Consider the following 23,870-nt stretch of genomic DNA (forward strand, 5'->3'; position numbering starts at 1 on the left):
GATCCGAGTTAAAAACCCTCCAGCTCCGCCATCAAATCACTCAACCGATCCACCTTCTCGGCGCTGATCTCATTCGCCGCCAGCCCGTCGATATACCCCGCCAACGCCTCCACCGTGCTGCACTCGAACATCGCCCGCAACGGCACATCCCGCTGCAGCGTCTTCTGCACCCGTGAAGCTATCTGCGTGGCCAGCAACGAATGCCCGCCCAGTTCGAAGAAGTTGTCCTGCACGCCGACGCGCTCGACCTTGAGCACCTCGGCCCAGATCCCGGCCAGCGTCTGCTCCAGCTCATTGCGCGGCGCCAGATATTCCTGGCTGTGCAACTGGCCGATCTCCAGTGCCGGCAAGGCCTTGCGGTCCAGCTTGCCGTTGGCGTTCAGCGGCAACCGGTCGAGCCACAACCAATGCAACGGCACCATGTATTCCGGCAGCTCGGCCCGCAGGCGTTGCTTGATGCGATCGAGGCGCTCACCCGGGTTGAGCTGCGCATCCGCCGCCACCAGGTAGCCCACCAGATGCTTGCCGTTGACGCCCTCCTGCACGCCCACCGCCGCATCCCGCACTTCAGGCTGCTCATGCAGGCGCGCTTCGATTTCACCCAGCTCGATCCGGTAACCGCGAATCTTCACCTGATGGTCGATGCGCCCGACGTACTCCAACACACCGTCGCTGCGACGGCGGGCCAAATCCCCTGTTCGATACAACCGGTCCGCACCCAATGGATTCGGCACAAACGCTTGCGCCGTGCGCAGCGGATCGCTGACATAACCACGACCCACGCCGGTCCCGGCCACGCACAACTCGCCGACGGCGCCTTGAGGCACCAGTTCCAGCGCACCGTCCAGCAGGTACAACCGGTTATTGTCGGTCGGCGTACCAATCGGCAGATAAGTGCCACGGGTCGACGCCAGGTCGACGCGGAAGAACGCCACGTCGTCCGAACATTCCGCCGGGCCATACGCGTTGACCAGGCCAATCTGCGGATAACGCAGCAACCACTGGTGCGCCAGTTCCGGCGGCATCGCTTCACCCGTCGGCAGCATCCAGCGCAAGCCATCCAGGCTCATGCGCTCCTGGGCGAGCATGCCCTGGATCAGTGACGGCACGCTTTCCAGCACGGTAATGCCCTGGGCCTGGACGTGAGCGAGCAAGCCTTGCGGATCATGGGCAATGGTATTCGGCACAATGTCCACCCGCGCCCCGAACAGCGGCGCCGCGAGGAACTGCCACACCGAGATATCGAAACTTTGCGAGGCGGTCTGGGCGATCACATCGTGCTCAGTCAGTTGCAGATACGGCACCTTGCTCAACTGGTTATTGAGCATGCCGCGCTGTTCGACCATCACGCCCTTGGGCAGGCCAGTGGAGCCCGAGGTGTAGATCACGTAGGCCAGGTTATCCGGCGCGCTGTAGATGCCCGGGTTCTGCTCTGAACCCACCAGCTCCTCCCACACCAGCAGCCTCGGTCGCGAGCCACAGGCAAACTCTTCCAGCAACAGATCCGCCTGTTCCCGACAAGCCTCGGTGCACACCAGCAACGGCGTACGACTGAGGTCGATGATCCGGCTCAAGCGCTGGGTCGGCAGCCCCGGATCCAGCGGCAAGTAACCCGCGCCGGCCTTGAAGCTGCCGATGATCATGCCCAGCAAATCCAGATTACGTTCAGCCAGCAACGCCACCGGTTGGTCCAGCCCGACACCCGCGGCAATCAGCGCATGGCCCAGGCGGTTACTGCGCCGGTTCAGCTCAGAGTAGGTCCATTGCTGATCCAGGCAACTGGCGGCAATCCGCTGTGGATGCTGTGCCACCTGGGCTTCGAACAGCTCGATGTAACTGCGCTCCAGCGGATATTCATGCTCGCTCTGGTTGCAGCCGTCCACCAGGAACTCACGCTCCTGCTCGCCAATCAGCGGCAAGTCGGCCATGTCGCCATGGAAGCCCTGTACCAGCGCCAGCAGCAGCCGCTTGAATTCAGCGAGCATGCCTTGCACGGTGGTTTCATCGAAATAACGCTGGTCGTAGGACAGGTGCAAGCCCAGGTCATCGCCCGGGTAGCACACGGCCGTCAGCGGGAAGTTGGTGTGGGTGCGACCGGAATCCGAGGTGGCATTCAGGCTTTGCGCACGGTCCAGTACCGAGACTTCCACCGGGGCGTTCTCGAACACGAACAGGCTGTCGAACAGCGGCTGGCCTTTCGGCAGTTCGCTGTGCTCCTGGATGGTCACCAGCGGCAGGTACTCGTACTCGCGCAGTTGCATATTGCTGTCGAGCAGGCCGCTCAACCATTGGCGCACGCTGCACTGCTGATCGTCCTCCGGCAGCTTGACCCGCAAGGCGATACTGTTGATAAACAGTCCGACAGTGCGCTGCATCTCGGGCATTTCTACCGGGCGCCCGGCCACGGTGACGCCGAACAGCACGTCGCGATCGCCACTCAAGCGCCGCAGCACCAGGGCCCATGCCGCCTGGGCGAAGGTGTTCACCGTCAATTGATGAGCCTGGGCCAGCTCGCGCAGTTGCGCGCCGTCGCGTATATCCAGGCGGGTGTAGCAGTCGCCTACCACCATGCCGCCGCTGTGGCCGGCATGCTCGCGCAGGAACGGCCGGTCGCTCGGAATCGGTGTGGTGCGTTCGAACCCTTGCAGGTTCTGCTGCCACCACTGGCGCGCCTCGGCGAGGTTCTGGCGTTGCAGCCAGGCGATGTAATCGCGGTAACGCGGTGGCGTCGCCAGTTGCGCTTCGCGACCTTCGCCGAGGGCCATGTAGATGTCGAAGAAATCGTTCATCAGCAGCGAGCGGCACCACGCATCGATCAGGATGTGGTGGTTGCTCATCATGAACCAGTAGCGGGCTTCGCCTACGCGGATCAGCCGCAGGTGGAAGGGCGCCTGGTTAAGCAGATCGAAACCGGCTTCACGCTCGCTTTTCAGCAACGCTTGCAGGCGCGGTTCCTGCTCGCTTTCCGGCTCCTGGCTCCAGTCGAGGTACTCGATCGGCGTGCTGCCGGGCTTGTGGATAACCTGCAACATGTCTTCGCCGACGTTCCAGCAGAACGAGGCGCGCAAGGCTTCATGACGGGCGATCACCGCCTGCCAGGCCTGGGCGAAACGCTCGGGGTCCAGGGCGCTGTTGATGCGGTAGCGGTCCTGCATGTAGTAGAGGCCGGTGCCCGGTTCCAGCAGGGTGTGCAGCAGCAAGCCTTCCTGCATCGGGGTCAGCGGGTACACGTCTTCGATGGCATTGGCCGGCACCGGCAGCGCATCGAGTTGCCCCTGGGTCAGGTGCGCCAGCGGGAAGTCCGACGGCGTAAGGCCGCCCGCGTCTGCCTTGAGGCAATGTTCGATCAGGCTTTGCAGTTCCGCCAGGTAAGCGTCCGCCAGCTCAGCGATGGTCTGGCTGTGGTGACGCTCGCGGCTGAAGGTCCAGCGCAGCACCAGCTCACCGCCGTACACCTGGCTGTCGACACTCAGCGCGTTGGGCAACGGCGCGTCCGGGTCGTGGGCGATCCCGGCGGACTCGTCCAGCGGGTGGAACAGTGCGTCGGCGCCAAAGCTCTGATCGAACTGGCCGAGGTAGTTGAAGGTGATACTGGCGCTCGGCAACGCGGCCATGGTCTGGCGGCACAGGTCGTCGGCCAGGTAGCGCAGCACGCCATAACCCAACCCCTTGTGGGGCACGCCGCGCAGTTGCTCCTTGATCGCCTTGATCGAGGCGCCCTGCCCGGCGGCCTCTTCGATATGCAGCGGGGTCAGGCGCAGCGGGTAGGCGCTGGTGAACCAGCCGACGCTGCGGGTCAGGTCGATCTCGTCGAATAGCGGTTCGCGGCCGTGGCCTTCCAGCTGGATCAATGCCGATTCATGGCCACTCCAACGGCACAGCACACGGGCCAGGGCCGTCAGCAGCAAATCGTTGACCTGGGTGCGGTAGGCACTTGGTGCCTGCTGCAACAACTGGCGGGTGCGCTCGGCATCCAGGCGCACGCTGACGGTATCCGCGTCGCGATTGCGCAGCGAACCCTGTGGGCGATCCACCGGCAATTCAACGGCAGGGCCGGCCAACTGTTGCTGCCACACGTGCAGCTCCTCACGCAGGGATTCGCTGCCGGCATACGCCTGCAACCGCGCCGCCCAGTCGCGCAAGGCGCTGGTCTTGGCCGGCAGGTTGACCGGCTGGCCGTCGCTCAACTGGCGATACACGGTTTGCAAATCTTCGAGCAATACCCGCCAGGAAACGCCGTCCACCACCAGGTGATGGATCGCGATCAGCAGCCGGCGCTGGCCTTGCGGGCCGTCCACCAGCAACGCGCGCAACAACGGGCCATGGGCAAGGTTGAGGCTGCGCTGGGTGTCGGTGAACAGCGCGCTGCACTGCTCCATGTCCGCTACCTGGGCTTGCAACAGCAGGCCGCCTTCCGGCACCGCCAAGTGTTCGGCGTGCCATTGGGCGTCGCGCTGGGTGAAGCTCAGGCGCAGGGCGTCGTGATGTTCCAGCACCGCCAGCAACGCTTGCTCCAGGCGATGAGGTTCCAGGGCCTGAACCGGCTCCAGCAGCAATGCCTGGTTCCAGTGTTGGCGCTCCGGGATGTCGGTGTCGAAGAACCAGTGCTGGATCGGCGTCAGCCCGGACGTGCCGGTCAACACGCCTTGTTCGGCGCTGACCTGCTCGCTGCGGGTCGCCACGGCGGCCAGGGTTTGCACGGTCTGGTGCTGGAACAAATCACGCGGGCTGAAATGAATCCCCGCCTGCCGGGCCCGGCTGACCACCTGGATCGACAGGATCGAGTCACCGCCCAACTCGAAGAAGTTGTCGTCAAGGCCTACCTGTTGCACGTTCAGTACCGCGCACCAGATGACCGCCAAGGTTTGCTCCAGCTCGTTGCGCGGCGCCACGTACTGTTGACGATTCGCCTCGGGGTCCGGCTGCGGCAAGGCGCGGCGGTCGAGTTTGCCGTTGGTAGTCAGCGGCATGCTGTCGAGAACGATCAGGTGCGCGGGCACCATGTAGTCCGGCAGCTGCGCTTTCAAATGCGCCTTGAGGGATTCACGCAGTGCACCGTGTTCTTCGTCGCTGATCAGGTAGGCCACCAACTGTTTGCCGCTCGGGGAATCCAGCGCCAACACCACTGCTTCACGCACCGCCTGGTGTTCCAGCAGGCGGGTTTCAATTTCCCCCAGCTCGATGCGGAACCCGCGAATCTTCACTTGATGGTCGATACGACCGAGGTATTCCACCAGGCCATCGGCACGCTGGCGCACCAGGTCGCCGGTGCGATACAGGCGACCGCCGTTCGTGGCAAACGGATCCGCGACAAACCGCTCCGCCGTCATCCCCGGACGCTGGTGATACCCCTGGGCCAGGCCGGCACCGCCGACGTACAACTCACCCGTCGCGCCTTGCGGCACCAGCGCCAGATCCGCATCCAGAATGTAGGCCACACGCGCGCCGATGATGCTGCCGATCGGCACGCTGCCGGCGCCCTCTTCCAGGGCTTCCGGGGCCAGGCTGGCCAACGGCATCACCACGGTTTCAGTCGGGCCATAGGCGTTGAAAAACAGCGCCGGCTTGAATGCCGCGCGAATGCGCTGCAAGTGTTCGCCGGTAAGGGCCTCACCGCCGGTGATGCACATGCGCACCGCCAGGGTCTGGTCTTGCGTGGCCAGCCATTGCGCCAACTGGCTGCCATAGCTTGGGGTGAAGCCCAGGATATTGATGCGGTGCCGACGAATCAGCCCGCAGATTTCTTCCGCGTCCCACTGGCCCTGGGCCCGCAACACAACCTGGGCGCCACTGAGCAACGGCACCAGCAGACGCTCGGTGGCAGCGTCAAAGTTGATGGAATAGAAGTGCAGCTCGCAGTCATCCGGGCGCATGCCGAAGCGTTCGATCACCGCCTGGCAATGCATGGCGATTTCACCGTGGGACACCACCACGCCCTTGGGCTTGCCGGTGGAACCGGAGGTGTAGATCAAGTAGGCCTGATGTTGCGGCAGGCTGATGAAAGGCAACTCGCTTGCCGGGTAGTCCGCCAGGGTCAGCAGGTCATCTTCCAGGCACCAGCGGCCGACACTCTCAGGCAGTTCGCCCAATGCGTCGAACATCGCGGCATCGCTAAGCAACAGGCCGATGCCACTGTCTTCGATCATGTAGTGCAGGCGGTCCAGCGGGTATTCCGGGTCCAGCGGCACATAGGCGCCGCCGGCCTTGAGGATTGCCAGCAGGCCAACCACCATCTCCAGCGAACGCGGCAACGCCAGGCCGACCCGCACCTGCGGGCCCACGCCGCGCTCGCGGAGCATCCAGGCCAGGCGATTGGCACGGCTGTCGAGTTCGCTGTAGCTCAGGGTCTGCCCGGCAAAGGTCAACGCCGGTGCATCGGCACGGGCCAGGGCCTGCTCGCTGAACAGGTGATGGATGCACTGGTCGAGGCGATGCTCGCCAGCCTCAATGCCAAGGCTGTCTCGCAGGGCGCGCTGTTCGCCAGCCTCCAGCAACGGCAACTCACTCAGGCGCTGTTGCGGATCGCCGAGCAAGGCTTCCAGCAGGTTTTGCCAATGCGCCGCCATGCGCGCAATACGCGGCTCGTCGAACAGGTCGGTGCTGTAGGTCAGGCAGCAACCCAGGCGATGATCGAGGTCGGTGACCTCCAGGTTGAGGTCGAACTTGGTGGCGCGGGCATCGTTGGCCAGGTATTCGACGGTCATCCCGGCCAGGGTGCGGCTTTGCTGGAATTCCCAGCGCTGCACGTTGCACATCACCTGGAACAGCGGGTTGTACGCCGCGCTGCGGGTTGGTTGCAGGGCCTCCACCAGATGGTCGAACGGCAGGTCCTGATGGGACTGGCCTTCGATCACGGTGTGGCGAACCTGGTCAAACAGTTCGCCGACACTCATCTGCCCGTTGAGCTGGCAACGCAGCACCTGGGTGTTGAGGAATGCGCCAATCAGCCCTTCGCTTTCCGGGCGAATCCGGTTGGCCACCGGCGCACCGATGCGCAGGTCAGTCTGGCCGCTGTAGCGGTAGAGCAATACCGCGAGGGTGGCGGTCATGGTCATGAACAGGGTCAGGCCGCGTTCGGCGTTGAAGGCACGCACGCGGGCGGCGAGGTCGTCGCTCAAATCAAAACGGTACAGCTCGCCCTGGTGACTTTGCACCGGCGGCCGCGGACGGTCGGCCGGCAGTTCCAGCAGCGGATGTTCGGTGCCCAGTTGCGCGGTCCAGTAATCCAGTTGGCGCTGGCGTTCGCCGGACTCCAGCCACTGGCGCTGCCACGCGCTGTAGTCGAGGTACTGCACCGGCAATGGCGCCAGTGGCGATTCGCGGTCGTCGATGAACGCTTCATACAGCGCGCTGAGTTCACGGGCAAAGATGTCCATGGCCCAGCCTTCGGTGACGATATGGTGCAGGGTCAGCACCAGGTAATGTTCCTGCTCGCCGGCCTTGACCAGGCAGGCGCGCAGCAGTGGACCGGTCTCCAGATTGAACGGCGTGTGGGCTTCATGATCGGCCAGTTGCTGCACACGCCGTTGGCGCTCGGCCTCATTCAACGCAGAGAAGTCCTGCCAATCCATGCGCACGGCGGTTTGCGCCGCAACCTTCTGCTGCGCCACGCCATTGATGCTCGGGAAAGTCGTGCGCAGGGTTTCATGACGCATGATCAAGGCCTGCAACGCCGCCTCGAAACGGCCCACGTCCAGCACCCCGCGAAAGCGCGCCATGCCGCCGACGTTATACGCCGGGCTGTCGGGCTCCATCTGCCAGAGGAACCACATGCGCTGCTGGGAATAGGACAGTGGCACCGGCTGGCTGCGGTCGACCTTGCCGATGGCCAACTGTTGGTTACGTTGCCCGGCGGCCTGGATCAGCCGGACCTGCTCGGCGAAAGCCCCCAGCTCGCTGGCGTCGAACAGCGTGCGCAACGGCAGTTCGACGTCACAGGCCTGGCGGGTGCGGGAGATGATTTGCGTCGCCAGCAACGAATGGCCGCCAAGGGCGAAGAAGTCGTCCCGCAGGCCGATGCGTGGCAGCGCCAGGACTTCACGCCAGATCGCGGCGATTTGCTGTTCCAGCGCTGTTTCAGGTTCGACGTGCTCACGTACCTGCCACACCGGCTCCGGCAAGGCGCGGCGATCCAGTTTGCCGCTGGGGCTCAGGGGCATCGCGTCCAGGCGCATCAATTGCGCCGGGACCATGTACTCCGGCAGCTCGGCGGCCAGGGCGGTTTTTACGTCCTGTTCATCCAACGGTTCGCTGGCGGTGTAGTAGCCGATCAACTGCGCACCGGCTGCGGTTTCCCGCACCAGCACCACCGCTTGGGCGATGCCGTCGAGAGCCAGCAGGCGGGCTTCGATTTCTTCAGGCTCGACACGGAAGCCACGCAGTTTGACCTGCTGATCCAGGCGCCCGAGGTATTCCAGTACACCCTCGGTGCTCCAGCGCACGCGGTCACCGGTGCGATACAGGCGTGCGCCCGCCTCGCCCAGCGGGTCGGCGACAAAGCGTTCGGCGGTCAGCCCCGCACGCCCGAGGTAACCCCGGGCCAGGCCGATGCCGCCGATGCACAACTCACCCGGCACACCCGTCGGCAGCGGCTTGAACTGATCATCCAGCACCCGGCAAATCACATTGCCCAGCGGCCGGCCAATCGGCGAACGCTCGCCGTCCTCGGCCTGGCAATGCCAGTGCGTCACGTTGATCGCGGTTTCGGTGGGGCCATACCGATTGTGCAACTGCACCGCCGGCAACTGCGCCAGCACCCGGTTACGCAACTCGGCAGGCAGCGCTTCACCGCCGGAGAACAGGCGACGCAGGCTGGTGCATTCGGCAGCCAACGGTTCGTCGACAAACAGCTGCAACAGCGGCGGCACAAAGTGCAGGGTGGTCACGCCGTGCTCCTGCACCAACTGCGCGATGCGATGGGGATCGCGATGCTCGCCGGGGCCGGCCAGCACCAGGCGGCAACCGGTGATCAGCGGCCAGAAACACTCCCACACCGACACGTCGAAACTGATGGGCGCCTTTTGCATCAGCACATCGGTTTCATCCAATTGGTAGGTGGCTTGCATCCACTGCAAGCGCTCGGCCAGCGCGGCATGGGTGTTGCCCACGCCCTTGGGCTGGCCGGTGGAGCCGGAGGTGTAGATCACATAGGCGAGGTTGTCGCCATTGAGGTGCAAACCCGGCGCGTGGGTCGGCCAACTGTCGAGCTTGAGGCTGTCCATGGCGATGACGCACACGCCTTGCGCCGTGGGCAGTTGTTCCAGCAGTGAAGTCTGGGTCAGCAGCAGTTGCACGCCGCTGTCCTTGAGCATGTAGCCCAGGCGTTCGGCGGGATAATCCGGGTCCAGCGGCACATAGGCGCCGCCGGCCTTGATGATTGCCAGCAGGCCGATCAGCAGTTGCGGCGAACGCTCGGCGGCGATGGCCACGCACACGTCCGGGCCCACGCCTTTGTCCCGCAGGTAATGGGCCAGGCGGTTGGCCTGGGTGTGCAATTGCGCGAAGGTCAGGCTGCCGTCCTGCCACACCAGTGCGGTGCGTTCCGAGACGTGTTGGTTGAGTTGTTCCGGCAGCCAGCGCTGCGCCGGTGTGCACGGCGCAGCGCTCCACTGCTGTTGTTGGCGCTGCTCGTCGGCGTGCAACAGCTTCAGGTCGCCGATGGCCTGTTGCGGCTGTTCGCAGATGGCTTGCAGCAGGTTGATGAAGTGTCCGGCCAGGCGTTCGATGGTGGCGGCGTCGAACAGCTCATCGGCGTAGTCGAAGGACAGGCTCAGGCGCCCGTTGCGGTCTTCTTCCGTGTGCAGTTGCAGGTCGAACTTGGCTTCGCGGCTGTGCCATGCCAGCTCGTCGGCAAGCAGGCCCGGCAGGCGGCGCAGGGCGCCGAGGTCACGCTGCTGGTGGTTGAACATCACCTGGAACAGGCCTTGTTCCCGGGCTTGGGGGAAGGCTTCCAGCAGTTGTTCGAAAGGCAGGTCCTGATGGGCCTGGGCACCCAGCGCTGCGGTGCGGGTTGCCGTCAGCAACTCGGCGAAGGGCAGGCGCGCATCCAGTTCGGCGCGCAGTACGAGGGTGTTGATAAAGAACCCGATCAGGCCTTGGGTTTCCTGGCGCGGGCGGTTGGCGTTGGGCACGCCGATGCGGATATCGCGCTGGCCGCTGTAGCGATAGAGCAGGCTCTGGAACGCCGCGAGCAACAGCATGAACGGCGTGGATTCGTGGCTTTGGGCAGTCTTGCGAATGGCTTCGCCGAGGCTCGCGCTCACACGCACACTGTGACGCGAGGCACTGCGCAGGTGCTGCGCCGAACGCGGGTGATCGGTGGCCAGGCTCAGGGTTGGGTGCTCGTCGCCCAGTTGTTGTTTCCAGTAAGCCAGTTGCCGCTGGCCCTCGCCTTCGGCCAGCCACTGGCGCTGCCAACTTCCGTAGTCGGCGTATTGCAGGGCCAGCGCTGGCAGCTCCAGGGGTTGGCCCTGGGATGCAGCGGCGTACAGTCGCGAGAATTCGTCGATCAACACGTTCAGCGACCAGCCGTCCGCGATGATGTGGTGCAGGGTCACCAGCAGTTGGTGGTCTTCGTCATCCAGGCGTACCAGCGTTACCCACAGCAGCGGGCCTTTCTCCAGGTCGAACTGGGTGCGGGCTTCGTCTTCACGAATCTGCTTGGCACGGGCTTCCCGCTCGGCGGCAGGCAAATCGCTGAGGTCGATGACTTGCAGATCGAAATCAGCCTTGGCGTCGACCCGCTGGAAGGCCTGGCCATCGCGCTCGAAGAAGCGCGTGCGCAGGGCTTCGTGGCGCTGGATCAGTTGCTGGAAGGTTGCGCGCACCGCGTCTTCATCCAGCTCGCCGCGCAACCGCAAGGCGCCGGGAATGGTGTAGGCGCTGCTGTGCGGGTCGAGTTGCCAGGTGATCCACAAGCGGTTTTGCGCGAGGGATTGCGGCAGGTCTTCCTGTCGCGACAACCCATGGATTGCGCCTTGGGCCACGCCGCCGTCCTGCTGCAATTGCCCGACGCTGGTGGCGAAGGCAGCCAGGGTGGGCGCTTCGAACAACAGGCGCAGGTTCAGTTCCAGGCCGAGGGTTTCCCGCAGTTGGGCGACGACCTGGGTGGCGCTGATGGAGTTGCCCCCCAGCAGGAAGAAGTGATCGTCGGCGGCGACCTGCGTCACCTGCAATTGCTCGCACCAGATCGCGGCAATCTGGTTTTGCAGTTCGGATTGCAGGACAGCATCGCCGACCGGCGCCTGCACGCCGGGGAACTGCGCATAACTGTCGAGGCTGCCGTCCGCCAGGCGTGTGCGGCAGGCCGAGCGCTGCACCTTGCCGCTGGACGTTTTCGGCAAGCCACCGGGGTTGAGCAGCACCACCACGCTCGGCGCTTCCTGGCAGGCTTCGGCCACCGCCTGGCGAATCGCCTTGATCAGTGCTTCCGGCGGCAGGATTTTCTGCACGCTGCGGCTGATTTCGGCAGCGATGCCAATGCCTTCCAGGCCCTGGTCATTCACCGCGAACGCGGCGACCCGGCCCTTGCGCACCACTTCCACTTCGCGCTCGATGGCTTGCTCGATGTCCTGGGGATACAGGTTGTGGCCCCGCACGATCAGCAGGTCTTTCAGCCGGCCGGTGATGAACACTTCACCTTCGCGGATAAACCCGAGGTCGCCGGTCCGCAGCCAGGTACGGCCTTCGTGCTGGACGAAAGTCTTGGCGGTGGCTTCAGGGTTGCGCCAGTAGCCGTGGGCGATGCTCGGGCCGGTGGCCCAGATTTCACCGACGGCATTGTCGGGGAGCGTCGCCAGGGTGGCGGGGTCGGCAATCAGCACCGCGTGCTCGGGCTGGCTGGTGCCGCAACTCATGATCGCCGCGCCCTGCCCTGGCTCGGCGCGATTGGCGGCCAGGGCCTGTTCGTCCAGGCGCAGGGCCGGGATGCCCTGGCCACGAGTGCCGCCGGCAACGAACAAGGTGGCCTCCGCCAAGCCGTAGGAGGCGAAGAAATTGTTCGGGGTAAAACCGCAGGCGGCGAACTTCTCGGCGAAGCGTTCGAGGGTGTCGAGGCGGATCGGCTCGGAGCCGGAGTACGCCACGCGCCACTTGCTCAAATCCAGGCGATCCAATGCCGATTCGCTGACTCGCTCGCTGCACAAGCGATAGGCGAAGTCCGGCCCGCCGCTGATGGTGCCGCCGTATTCGCTGATCGCTTCGAGCCAGCGCAATGGCCGGCCAAGGAAGTACGCCGGCGACATCAATACGCACGGCACACCGCTGAAGATCGGCTGCAGCAGCCCGCCGATCAGGCCCATGTCGTGGTACAGCGGCAACCAGCTGACGATCACGTCGTCGGGGTTCAGGTCGATGCCGAAGCCGCGACGGATCAGCAATTCGTTGGCCACCAGGTTGCCGTGGGTCACTTGCACGCCCTTGGGCAACGCAGTGGAGCCGGAGGTGTATTGCAGGAAGGCGATGTCATCGTCCTGCAAGTTGGGCGCGATCCAATTGCCCGCGATTTCGGCATGGAGGCTGTCAACGCACAGCAACTGCGGCGCGCCTTCGAGTTGCGCCAGCGAATCACCGAGGCTGGACGTGGTCAGCAGCAACCGCGGCTCGGCGTCTGCAATGATCGACAGCAGCCGCTCCTGATGATGGCGGCGGGCGGACTCCGGCGGATAGGCCGGCACCGCGATGACCCCGGCGTACAGGCAACCAAAGAACGCCGCGACGTAATCCGGCCCGCTGGGGAACAGCAGCACCGCACGATCGCCCAGCCCGGCGTCGGCCTGCAAGGCGGCGGCAATGGTGCGGGCGCGCAGGTCGAGGTCGCGGTAACTGAGGACAACGCTCTGTTCGGCCGTCTCGGCAAGGAAGCGCAATGCCAGTCGATCCGGGGTTTGCGCGGCGCGGCGTTGAAGGGACTGAACCAGGGTGCGGGGAAGTTCGAAGGCGTCCATCATGGGGTTCCTGCCTGAAATCGGCTTACTGGGAAATCGGGGAATGTGTGGCCGGGGGCTTGTTCAGCCGGTCGCCCGGGCCATCTGCCGCGCGGCGTCGTTGCGCCAGCGGGCCAGGTGTTCGTCGGCGTAACGCCGCACACAGCGCAGTACGGAACTCTCGTGCTGCACCAGGAAGAAGTGGTGACCGTCGAACATGTCGAGGGAGAAACCGCTGGCGGTGTCTTGCTGCCAGTCCAGCAGTTGATCGGCGCGCACCGTGTCCTGCTTGCCGCCGAATACATGGATGGGCAGGCTCAGCGGCTCACGCTCGCCGTATTCGAAACTGCCGCACAGCAGGAAGTCGGCCCGCAGGATCGGCAGCATCAACTGCATCAGTTCGGCGTTGGCCAGCACGTCTTCGCCCGTGCCCTTGAGTTCTCGCAGGCGGGCGATCAGTTGTTCGTCGTTTTTCTCGATGGCGTATTCGCTGACATCGCGACAGGCCGGGCCGGCGGTACCCGAGGCAAACAGCGCCAATGGCGGCGGCGCGCCCCGTTCGCGCAGGGCATGGGCCAGCTCGAAGGCCAGCAGGCCGCCGAGGCTGTGGCCGAACAAGGCGTAGGGGCCGTCCAGCTCGGCGCGGATCTCATCAGCCAGTTGCCCGGCCAGTTTTTTGATATCGCGCTGCAACGGCTCGTCCATGCGCATGCCGCGCCCCGGCAACTCCAGCGGCCGCACCTGCAACCACTCCGGCAGCGCCCGCCGCCAGCGGCTGTAGACCATGGCGCTGGCGCCGGAGTAAGGCAGGCAAAACAGGCGTAATCGAGCCGGCGTGTTCATTTCAGACCACTCCCGCTCACACGATAAAAACCCATTTTGTCCTCCTCCAGGCGCTGATCCTTGGCCGGTTTGTTAACTGGCCTTTCACCCATGAGAACGGATGGCACCGGGAAATAATTAGTCAGCGAGACGCCGTTCACACCTCTCGATAAAGCATAAGATTAGTTCGTCTTCTCATTTGACAATCATTATCATTAAGCATAATTTGTTGCCCGATGTGTAGGAGGCCTCAGCAAGGACGCCCTCCCCCAACCTTCTCTTGCAACAAGGTGATTTCCATGACGGAACAAGTATCCACAGGCAGGTGCGACTCACCCCTACTCCAGGCCTTCGTCGACAATCGACTGATCCTGGTCAAGATCGCAGCGCGTATTACCGGCTGCCGATCCCGCGCCGAAGACGTGGTGCAAGACGCCTACTTCCGGTTGCAATCGGCCCCCACCATCACGTCATCGTTCAAGGCGCAGCTCAGTTACCTGTTCCAGATCGTGCGCAACCTGGCTATTGATCACTACCGCAAGCAGGCGCTGGAGCTGAAATATTCCGGCACGGAAGAGGAAGGCTTGAATGTGGTTATTCACGGCGCTTCACCTGAGACCTCGCACATCAACTTTTCGACGCTGGAGAACATTGCCGACGCCTTGACCGAGTTGCCTCAGCGCACGCGTTATGCGTTTGAGATGTACCGGCTGCACGGGGTGCCGCAGAAGGATATTGCCAAGGAGCTGGGGGTTTCACCGACGTTGGTGAACTTTATGATTCGCGATGCGCTGGTGCATTGCCGGAAGGTTTCCGGGACCCATAGCGACACGTTTGCGCGGCGGGCCTGACGCGCCACACATCCCATGTGGGAGCGGGCTTGCTCGCGAAAGCGGTGGATCAGTCACACATGCATTGACTGACACTGCGCTTTCGCGAGCAAGCCCGCTCCCACATTTGATCTTCGTGCACTCAGATTTTTTGCTCAGTCAAACCAACCCACACCGCTCAAAAAACCGTTCCCGCCCCAGAATCATCAACGCCGCCCGCTTATGAGGAAAATCAAACTCCTTCTCACAGTGGAAACACTGATTCTGCATATGCCCAATCATCTTCCCGTTATCCGCCCGAGGCTCAGCCACCACACGCTGCGTACGCGGATCATCGAGAAACAAGTAATGCACCAGCGCCGACAACCAGCTCGCTACCTTGTGCGGACCACGGTGGTGCTCTTCGCCCACCAGCATATGAATCCCGCGATCGTAATCCGCCGCATCATAAAACGGCGCAATCCGATCCTCCTTCGCCCAATACGCCTCGAAATAAGCAAACGGCTCATCATCGAAACAGCCAATCAACGTCAACGCATGGGGATCCGCTTCCAGCTTGTCCAGATACTCCCGATGCTGTTCCAGGCTGCCAGTTTCCTGCCAGAAATTCGCCACCCGCGCACTGTTCTGCCAACGATTGAAGCGCGCCAGATCAACATCAATCTCCACCGTACGCAGTGAAATCCACGCCCCCAGCCGCGCATCAAACCGTCGATACACCTCGCCCCGCGGCTTCGGCGCACGGGCAGGATGACGCTTGCCACCGCTGATGATCATCTGCTGCGGATAAGTCCCCGTGAGAGATTGCCCCAGCCACGGTTGCGGCAACTGCCAGAACAACGTGCGCTCGCAATGAAACTGCCCGGCAACCCCGGTCGCCACCAGCAACCCACTGCGCAAGGCATCTTCCGGCGCATGCTCAAGACACCAGACCAGTCGCTGACGCCCGGGCTCCCTGGCAAACAGCCAATAACACGCCGCCCACAAGGCACGGGCAGCCGGCACACTGGCGGGCTCCTGCAAATGCACCTGCACCTCATCACCCCGCTCAAGGCGCAGGCGAATCAGCGGCTGGCCCTCAAGGGTGAGGCTCAGGCGGCTATCAGTTTCATCAGCATTCAGGGCGGGTCCCGCCGGCAAGGGCAGCACTGACAGGTCATTCAGATAGGACATGGGATGGGCTCACGAATCGTCGACAGTTCAACAAGTGACGTGAGCCGAGGGCAAAAATTTAGACGATCACGGTACCGGCATTACATCGATGCGGTAAGGCTCGAAGATCTTCAGCAACTGGCCGTTGTCCCTCAGCTGCTTGAGCAGCCCGGCGAACGCCGGCCCCGAGATCGGCGCCTTGGGCCGCAGCAACGCATAGTGGTGGTACACCTGGTCGATCCGCTCGGACACCAGGAACTGCGCCGCCGTATCGGCATTGCGCACCAGGAAATCACTGAGGTAGGAACGTGTCACCAGGGCGATGTCGGCCCGGCCCCGAGCGACCATCAGCAGGTTGCTGTCGTGGGAATAGGTCAAGGTGGCGTTGAAGTGCTCCGCCATGTACTTGGGGTCGGGGTTGAAGTTGGCGAACGCGTAGTGATAACCGCTGAACACCGCCAGGCGCTTGCCGGTCAGGTCAGCGAAATACGACTGGTCGCGACCGGGCTCCTGCTGGGCCACGAAGATTTCCGCATCCTCCAGGCCCATGTCGACATCGGTGTGGGCAATATCCTGCCAGCCCCACTTGGGGTTTTCGAAGATCGCCATGTCCACCCGACCTTGCTGGAAGTCGCGAAAACGCCGGGGAATCGAGGTGGGTACCAGCACAAACTGGTAGTCGGTTTGCAGGGCGTTCAAGGCTTCCACCAGTTGCGGCAGCAACCCGGTGTCGGCGCCCTGCTCCGGGCGCACGGTGTATGGCGGGAAATGCGCAGCACCGACCCTCACCAGTTGGGCGGCCGAGGCAGGCATCAGCCACAGTGCGCCAAGTGCCCATATTGAGAGTCCTGCAGCCAATCGCCAAGGCGAAAACATCAAGGCACACACCGTCGAAAACTTTGATCCCGCTAAGCTAGGCGTTTTTGTCTATCGAGACAACTTTCTGCCACACAATTAATAGCTTGCGCGAAAGGGCTAGTCAGCTTTCAACACCATCAGCAAGGCTTCGTCGGCCAGTTGCTCCAGGGTCATGCTGCCCTGGGCGCGAAACCAGGTGGTGGTCCAGGACAAGGCGCCCGTCAGGAAACGCCGCGTGATAAACACATCGCCCTTGATGTAACCGGCGTTTTTCGCCTCCCCCAGCACCTGCAACCAGATCTCTTCGTAGATGTCGCGCAAGGCCAGCACCTGGGCCTGGCCCTCGGCCGACAGGGAACGCCATTCATACACCAGCACCGCCATGGCCTCGCCACTGCCGCCCATGATCGACTGCAATTCGCAACGAATCAGCGCCAGCACCCGCTCGCGCACGTTGCTCGCCTCGGCCAGGGAAGCGCGCATCAGGGCGGTGTTGTAGTGGATGGTTTCCTCCATCACCGCCCGCAGGATTTCGTCCTTGCTCTTGAAGTGATGAAAGATGCTGCCGGACTGGATCCCGACCGCGCCGGCCAGGTCACGCACGGTGGTGCGCTCAAAACCCTTGTTGCGAAACAGGTGGGCCGCGGTTTGCAGCAGCTTGCCACGGGCACTGTCGGGGTCGGTCAATTGGCCGGCGTCGACCATGGTGCGCATCACCCGCAGGGCTTTTTGCTCATCCATGCTGCTCTCCTTAACTTCTGTTTACGTCTTGGGCGGCAATTTAGGCCGTGGCAGCCAACCAAGCAAGCGCTTGGGGCAAAGTTATGACCAGAGTTTACAAACCAAGCGCTTGCTTGGTAGTGTGGGTGCCAGAAAACCAGAGGAAGGACGCCCCATGAACAAGACGGTACGCATCGGCTGCGCCAGCGCCTTCTGGGGCGACACCTGCACCGCCGCCGCGCAGTTGGTGCACGGCGGCACGCTGGATTACCTGGTGTTCGACTACCTGGCGGAAGTCACCCTGTCGATCCTCGCCGGAGCGCGAATGAAAGACCCCCAGGCCGGCTATGCCACGGATTTCGTCGAGGTGCTGACGCCGCTGCTGGCGGATATCCAGCGCCAGGGCATACGCGTGATCAGCAACGCCGGCGGGATCAACCCCCAGGCCTGCGCCGCCGCGTTGCAGGCGGCCTGCGACCAGGCCCGAATCCCGTTGAAGATCGCCGTACTACTGGGGGATGACCTGCAACCGCAGTTCAAGCAACTGCAAGGCGTCACCGACATGTTCAGCGGCGCGCCCTTGCCGCCGATGTGCGTATCCACCAACGCCTACCTCGGCGCGCCCGGCATCGTGCAGGCGCTGGAGCTGGGTGCCGATATCGTGATAACCGGCCGTGTGGTGGACAGCGCGGTGGTCAGCGCGGCGCTGGTGCATGAGTTCGACTGGTCCTGGCAGGACTACGACCGCCTGGCCCAGGCGGCATTGGCCGGGCATATCATCGAATGCGGCGCGCAGTGCACCGGCGGCAACTTCACCGATTGGCGGGAGGTGCCGGACTACGAACACATCGGTTTCCCGATTGTGGAGGTCAGTGCCGACGGCCAGTTCACCGTCAGCAAGGTCGAGGGCACCGGCGGACTGATCAGCGAACTGAGCGTCGCCGAGCAACTGCTGTATGAAATCGGCGACCCGCGCGCCTACCTGTTGCCCGACGTGATCTGCGACTTCAGCCAGGTCAAGCTCCGGCAACAAGGCAAAAACCGCGTGCACCTGCACGGCGCCAAAGGCCTGCCGCCCACCGACCAGTACAAGGTCAGCGCCACCTACCCGGATGGTTTTCGCTGCACCGCCAGTTGCCTGATCGCCGGGATCGACGCGGTGGCCAAGGCCGAACGGGTCAGCCAGGCGATCATCAACAAGACCTCAGAGCTGTTCAGCCAGCGCGGCTGGGCGCCCTACACCGACATCAACATCGAACTGCTGGGCAGCGAAACCACCTATGGCCCCCATGCCCAACGCCAGGACTGCCGCGAAGTGGTGGTGAAACTGGCGGTGCGTCACCCCAGCAAACAGGCGCTGGTGCTGTTCGCCCGGGAGATTGCCCAGGCGGCCACCGGCATGGCGCCGGGGCTCACCGGGATCGTCGGCGGGCGACCCACGGTGTACCCGCTGATTCGGTTGTTTTCATTCCTGATCGATAAAAGCGCCTGCCAATTGCAGGTCGACTTCCTTGGCGAACGGCATGCCTGCGAATTGCCCGTCACCAAACCGCTGAACACCTCGATCGCATTGATCGACCCGCCCAAACCCCAAGGCCGCGCCGACGCCAACGTGCCGCTGGTCAAGCTGGCCGTGGCCCGATCCGGCGACAAGGGCAACCACAGCAACATCGGGGTGATCGCCCGCGAGCCCGAGTACCTGCCGTGGATCGCCGAGGCGCTGACGCCCGAAGTGATCGTCGACTGGATGAGCCACGTGCTCGACCCGATCCACGGCCGCGTCGAGCGCTGGTATTTGCCCGGCAGCCACAGCCTGAACTTCCTGCTGGAAAACGCCCTGGGTGGCGGCGGGATTGCCAGCCTGCGCATCGATCCCCAAGGCAAGGCCTTCGCCCAGCAACTGCTGGAAATCCCGATTGCCGTGCCGCAGCACATTGCCGATCAATTCACTTAAAGGACCCGCGCCGTGGCCTTCGACTCGATCTTCAAAGCCGACCTGTTCCAGGGGCAGACCATCATCGTTACCGGCGGCGGCAGTGGCATTGGCCGTTGCACCGCCCACGAGCTGGCAGCCCTCGGCGCCCATGTGATCCTGGTGGGGCGCAAGCCGGAAAAACTGCAAACGGTGGCGGCGGAGGTCAGTGAGGACGGCGGTCGCGCCAGCTGGCAGGCCTGCGATATTCGTGATGAAGAAGCGGTCAAGGCGCTGGTCGGCCAGGTCCTGCAGGAGCACGGCCCGATTCATGGCCTGGTGAACAACGCCGGCGGCCAGTACCCCTCGCCGCTCGCGTCGATCAACCAGAAGGGCTTTGAAACCGTGTTGCGCACCAACCTGGTGGGCGGTTTCCTGATGGCCCGGGAAGTGTTCAACCAGAGCATGAGCAAGCACGGCGGGTCCATTGTCAACATGCTCGCCGACATGTGGGGCGGCATGCCCGGCATGGGCCACTCCGGTGCGGCACGTTCGGGCATGGACAACCTCACCAAGACCGCCGCCGTTGAATGGGGTTACGCCGGGGTGCGGGTCAACGCCGTGGCGCCGGGCTGGATTGCCTCCAGCGGCATGGACACCTACGAAGGCGCATTCAAGGCGGTGATCCCGACCTTGCGCGAACACGTGCCGCTCAAGCGCATCGGCACCGAATCGGAAGTCAGCGCGGCGATTGTGTTCTTGCTCAGCCCCGCCGCCGCGTTCGTCAGCGGCAGCACCTTGCGCATCGACGGCGCCGCCAGCCTGGGCAGCCGCGCCTGGCCGCTGCACAAGGCGCAACCGCCGAGCGTGTCCTTTAATGGTTTCCACCGGGCTTACTTGCCGGACGTGCTCAAGGAGGAGAAATAAGCCATGCCGGTGATCGACTCGCAACTCGACGCCCACAGCCCGCAATTCGCGCAGAACCGCGAAGCGATGCTCACGGGCGTCAATCAATTGCGCCAGCTGGAGCAAAACCTGCTGGGCAAGGCCGCCGAAGCCAAGGCCAGGTTCGACAAGCGCGGGCAACTGCTGCCACGGGAACGCCTGAATTTATTGCTCGACCCCGGCGCGCCGTTCCTCGAACTGGCGAGCCTGGCCGGCTACAAACTGCACGATGACAAGGACGGCAGCGCCGCTGGGGGCGGGTTGATCGCCGGCATCGGCTACGTCAGCGGCGTGCGGATGCTGGTGGTGGCCAACAACAGCGCGATCAAGGGCGGGACCATTTCCCCCTCGGGCCTGAAAAAATCCCTGCGCCTGCAACAGATCGCCATGGAAAACAAACTGCCGGTGGTGACGCTGGCAGAAAGCGGCGGCGCCAACCTCAACTACGCCGCCGAGATTTTCGTCGAAGGCGCCCGCAGCTTCGCCAACCAGGCGCGGATGTCGGCCATGGGCCTGCCGCAGATCACCGTGGTGCATGGCTCGGCCACGGCGGGCGGCGCTTATCAGCCGGGTCTTTCGGATTACGTGGTGGTGGTGCGTGGCAAGGCCAAGCTGTTCCTGGCCGGCCCGCCGCTGCTCAAGGCCGCCACCGGCGAAGTCGCCACCGATGAAGAACTGGGCGGCGCCGAGATGCATGCGCAAACCGCCGGCACCGCTGAATACCTGGCGGAAAACGACGCTGACGGCGTGCGCATCGTGCGTGAGATTGTCAGCCTGTTGCCGTGGGATGACCGCTTGCCGCCTGTGCCAAAGCGCGCTTACAGCGAGCCGCTGTACCCGATTGACGAGCTGTTGGGGCTGATCCCCGACGATCCGAAAAAGCCCTACGACGTGCGCGAAATCCTCGCGCGGTTGGCGGACGCTTCCAACTTCCTCGAATTCAAGGGCGAGTTCGACCCGCACACCGTCTGCGGCCACCTGCATATCCAGGGCCGCGCCTGTGGCTTTATCGGCAACAACGGGCCGATCACCCCGAAGGGTGCGAGCAAGGCCGCGCAATTTATCCAGCTGTGCGACCAGAGCCAGACACCGCTGCTGTTCTTCCACAACACCACCGGCTTCATGGTGGGCACCGAGTCGGAACAGCAAGGCGTGATCAAGCACGGCGCGAAGATGATCCAGGCGGTGGCCAATGCCCGGGTGCCGAAACTGACCATCGTCGTCGGCGGCTCCTATGGTGCCGGCAACTATGCGATGTGCGGCCGTGGGCTCGACCCGCGTTTTATCTTCGCCTGGCCCAACAGCCGCACCGCCGTGATGGGCGGCGCCCAGGCGGGCAAGGTGCTGCGGATCGTCACCGAAGCCAAGCAACTGAAAGACGGCCTGGTGCCCGACCCCAAGGTGCTCGACATGCTCGAACAGGTCACCGCACAGAAACTCGACAGCCAGTCCACCGCCCTTTATGGCAGCGCGAACCTGTGGGACGACGGGCTGATTGACCCACGGGATACACGGACCTTGCTCGGGTTTCTGCTGGACATCTGCCACGAGGCCGAGGTGCGGCAACTACAGCCCAACAGCTTTGGTGCAGCGCGGTTTTGATGATCGTTCCCACGCCCCGCGTGGGAATGCAGCCCGGGACGCCCCGCGTCCCCATAGGGAGAACAATAAAAATGATCTTCACCCAGGAACACGAAGCACTGCGTCGCACCGTCCGTGGCTTTGTCGAGCGCGAGATCAACCCGCATGTGGATGAGTGGGAAAAGGCCGGACGCTTTCCGATCCACGAGATCTTCCGCAAGGCCGGCGACCTCGGTTTGCTGGGTATTTCCAAGCCGGAAAAATTCGGTGGCATGGGCCTCGACTACAGCTACTCGATCGTCGCCGCCGAAGAGTTCGGCAGCATTCGCTGCGGCGGCATCCCGATGTCCATCGGCGTGCAGACCGACATGTGCACCCCGGCCCTCGCCCGCTTCGGCTCCGATGAATTGCGCGAAGAATTCCTGCGCCCGGCCATCAGCGGCGAACAGGTGGGCTGCATCGGCGTCTCGGAAACCGGCGCCGGCTCCGACGTGGCCGGGCTGAAAACCCATGCCCGCAAGGACGGCACTGACTACGTGATCAACGGCAGCAAGATGTGGATCACCAACTCACCGAGCGCCGACTTCATCTGCCTGCTGGCCAACACCTCGGACGACAAGCCGCACATCAACAAGTCGCTGATCATGGTGCCGATGAACACCCCCGGCATCAGCGTCAGCCCGCCCCTGGAAAAGCTCGGCATGCACAGCTCGGAAACCGCCCAGGTGTTTTTCGACGACGTGCGCATCCCCCAGCGCAACCGCATCGGCCATGAAGGTGCGGGATTCATGATGCAGATGCTGCAGTTCCAGGAAGAGCGGCTGTTCGGCGCGGCCAATATGGTCAAGGGCCTGGAGTACTGCATCGACAGCACCATCGATTACTGCAAGGAACGCAAGACCTTCGGCAAGGCGCTGATCGACAACCAGGTGATCCACTTCCGCCTGGCCGAACTGTCCACCGAAATCGAATGCCTGCGGGCGCTGGTGTACCAGGCCACCGAGCAGTACATCAAGGGCCAGGACGTGACGCGCCTGGCCTCCATGGCCAAGCTCAAGGCCGGCCGCCTGGGCCGGGAAGTCAGCGACAGTTGCCTGCAATATTGGGGCGGCATGGGGTTCATGTGGGACAACCCGGTGGCCCGGGCTTATCGCGATGTGCGGCTGGTGTCGATTGGTGGTGGGGCGGACGAGATCATGCTGGGGATCATCTGCAAATTGATGGGCACCCTGCCGGGGAAGAAGTCGTGAACACGTTGTTGCTGGAACCGCATAACGGGGTGCTGCATGTGACCCTCAATCGGCCGGACAGCCGCAATGCCATGAGCCTGGAAATGGTCAACGAACTGCGTGCGGTACTGGCCGATGTGGCTGGGGACAAGAGCGTGCGGGCGTTGGTTATCAGCGGCGCGGGTGGGCATTTTTCGGCCGGTGGCGATGTGAAGGACATGGCTCGCGCGGGAGCCGCGGGTGGCTTGCAGGCGTTGAACCGGGCGTTCGGTACGCTGTTGCAGGAAGTGGAGGCGCTGCCGCAGGTGGTGATTGTGGTGCTTGAGGGTGCCGTGCTGGGCGGTGGGTTTGGGTTGGTGTGTGTCAGTGATGTGGCGATTGCGGATCATCAGGCGCAGTTTGGGTTGCCGGAGACCGGCCTCGGGTTATTGCCGGCGCAGATTGCCCCGTTCGTGGTGAAGCGTATCGGGCTGACCCAGGCGCGGCGGCTGGCTTTGACGGCGGCGCGGTTTGATGGGGTTGAGGCGCTGCGGTTGGGGTTGGTGCATTTTGTGGAGCACGATCCGCAGGCGTTGGCGGAGCGGCTGGATGAGGTGTTGGGGCAGGTTTTGCGGTGCGCTCCGGGGGCTAATGCGCGGACCAAGACGTTGCTGCTGGCCAGTGGTGAGCAGGTTTTGGGGCCGTTGTTGGACCAGGCTGCCGAGTGGTTTGCCGAGGCGGTTTGTGGTGAGGAAGGGGTTGAGGGGACTCAGGCGTTTGTGCAGAAGCGCAGGCCGGGGTGGGCGCGATGAATCGGGGGCATATCCGTTATTTTTGTAATGGCGACTATGGGTTCCGCTCTTACAGCGGGTCACTTTTGAAAAGCGCAAAAGTAACCAAAACGCTCTTGCCCCACCAC

11 protein-coding genes are annotated in these 23,870 nt (G+C 63.6%); 6 read left to right on the plus strand and 5 right to left on the minus strand.

Translation table 11 applies throughout. The features are described 5' to 3' along the window. Positions 1–8 precede the first annotated feature (8 nt). Positions 9–12,947 (minus strand): non-ribosomal peptide synthetase, encoded by a 12,939-nt coding sequence (locus HX801_RS30800; RefSeq protein ID WP_177023347.1) that lies wholly within the window; start codon positions 12,945–12,947, stop codon positions 9–11. 60 nt (positions 12,948–13,007) lie between these two features. Further along, positions 13,008–13,766, minus strand: coding sequence for a thioesterase II family protein (locus tag HX801_RS30805; RefSeq protein WP_177023348.1), 759 nt, complete (start codon positions 13,764–13,766; stop codon positions 13,008–13,010). A gap of 278 nt (positions 13,767–14,044) precedes the next feature. Here HX801_RS30805 and HX801_RS30810 point away from each other — a divergent pair, with 278 nt between their 5' ends. Then, entirely contained in the window at positions 14,045–14,596 is a 552-nt protein-coding gene (locus tag HX801_RS30810; RefSeq protein WP_003209024.1) for an RNA polymerase factor sigma-70, read from the plus strand. Positions 14,597–14,734: 138 nt separating this feature from the next. Here the strand turns inward: HX801_RS30810 and HX801_RS30815 are convergent, their stop codons facing one another. The 3 genes from HX801_RS30815 to HX801_RS30825 all read right to left on the minus strand — a co-directional run bounded on the left by HX801_RS30815 (position 14,735) and on the right by HX801_RS30825 (position 17,326). Then, positions 14,735–15,748 (minus strand): GNAT family N-acetyltransferase, encoded by a 1,014-nt coding sequence (locus HX801_RS30815; protein ID WP_177023349.1) that lies wholly within the window; start codon positions 15,746–15,748, stop codon positions 14,735–14,737. Between the two features lie 66 nt (positions 15,749–15,814). Continuing rightward, on the minus strand, positions 15,815–16,603 hold the full coding sequence (locus HX801_RS30820) for an ABC transporter substrate-binding protein (RefSeq protein ID WP_102369610.1): 789 nt from the start codon (positions 16,601–16,603) through the stop codon (positions 15,815–15,817). A gap of 99 nt (positions 16,604–16,702) precedes the next feature. Beyond that, the gene (locus tag HX801_RS30825; RefSeq protein ID WP_087695088.1) at positions 16,703–17,326 is read right to left on the minus strand and encodes a TetR/AcrR family transcriptional regulator; all 624 of its coding nucleotides are present in this window, start codon (positions 17,324–17,326) and stop codon (positions 16,703–16,705) included. A 154-nt stretch (positions 17,327–17,480) separates the two neighbouring features. Here HX801_RS30825 and HX801_RS30830 point away from each other — a divergent pair, with 154 nt between their 5' ends. The 5 genes from HX801_RS30830 to HX801_RS30850 all read left to right on the plus strand — a co-directional run bounded on the left by HX801_RS30830 (position 17,481) and on the right by HX801_RS30850 (position 23,763). After that, on the plus strand, positions 17,481–19,259 hold the full coding sequence (locus tag HX801_RS30830; RefSeq protein ID WP_177023350.1) for an acyclic terpene utilization AtuA family protein: 1,779 nt from the start codon (positions 17,481–17,483) through the stop codon (positions 19,257–19,259). Positions 19,260–19,271: 12 nt separating this feature from the next. Next, positions 19,272–20,144, plus strand: coding sequence for an SDR family oxidoreductase (locus HX801_RS30835; RefSeq protein ID WP_177023351.1), 873 nt, complete (start codon positions 19,272–19,274; stop codon positions 20,142–20,144). A 3-nt stretch (positions 20,145–20,147) separates the two neighbouring features. Continuing rightward, a complete protein-coding gene (gene atuC, locus HX801_RS30840) occupies positions 20,148–21,764 on the plus strand; it encodes a geranyl-CoA carboxylase subunit beta (RefSeq protein ID WP_008431693.1) in 1,617 nt (538 codons plus the stop codon). Positions 21,765–21,835: 71 nt separating this feature from the next. Next, on the plus strand, positions 21,836–22,993 hold the full coding sequence (gene atuD / locus HX801_RS30845; protein ID WP_003209038.1) for a citronellyl-CoA dehydrogenase: 1,158 nt from the start codon (positions 21,836–21,838) through the stop codon (positions 22,991–22,993). Next, a complete protein-coding gene (locus tag HX801_RS30850; RefSeq protein WP_177023352.1) occupies positions 22,990–23,763 on the plus strand; it encodes an enoyl-CoA hydratase-related protein in 774 nt (257 codons plus the stop codon). The genes atuD and HX801_RS30850 overlap by 4 nt, the downstream gene beginning before the upstream one ends. The last annotated feature ends 107 nt before the right edge of the window (positions 23,764–23,870 follow it).

Origin of the sequence: Pseudomonas sp. G1002 (assembly GCF_013385455.1) — a bacterium.
Taxonomy (GTDB): domain Bacteria; phylum Pseudomonadota; class Gammaproteobacteria; order Pseudomonadales; family Pseudomonadaceae; genus Aquipseudomonas.

What these genes read in the sequence shown, in the direction of transcription:
- HX801_RS30810 (WP_003209024.1), top strand. Translation starts at nt 14,045, where the DNA reads ATGACGGAACAAGTATCCACAGGCAGGTGCGACTCACCCCTACTCCAG.
- HX801_RS30800 (WP_177023347.1), bottom strand. Translation starts at nt 12,947, where the DNA reads ATGATGGACGCCTTCGAACTTCCCCGCACCCTGGTTCAGTCCCTTCAA.
- HX801_RS30820 (WP_102369610.1), bottom strand. Translation starts at nt 16,603, where the DNA reads ATGTTTTCGCCTTGGCGATTGGCTGCAGGACTCTCAATATGGGCACTT.
- HX801_RS30805 (WP_177023348.1), bottom strand. Translation starts at nt 13,766, where the DNA reads ATGAACACGCCGGCTCGATTACGCCTGTTTTGCCTGCCTTACTCCGGC.
- HX801_RS30815 (WP_177023349.1), bottom strand. Translation starts at nt 15,748, where the DNA reads ATGTCCTATCTGAATGACCTGTCAGTGCTGCCCTTGCCGGCGGGACCC.
- HX801_RS30825 (WP_087695088.1), bottom strand. Translation starts at nt 17,326, where the DNA reads ATGGATGAGCAAAAAGCCCTGCGGGTGATGCGCACCATGGTCGACGCC.
- atuC (WP_008431693.1), top strand. Translation starts at nt 20,148, where the DNA reads ATGCCGGTGATCGACTCGCAACTCGACGCCCACAGCCCGCAATTCGCG.
- atuD (WP_003209038.1), top strand. Translation starts at nt 21,836, where the DNA reads ATGATCTTCACCCAGGAACACGAAGCACTGCGTCGCACCGTCCGTGGC.
- HX801_RS30830 (WP_177023350.1), top strand. Translation starts at nt 17,481, where the DNA reads ATGAACAAGACGGTACGCATCGGCTGCGCCAGCGCCTTCTGGGGCGAC.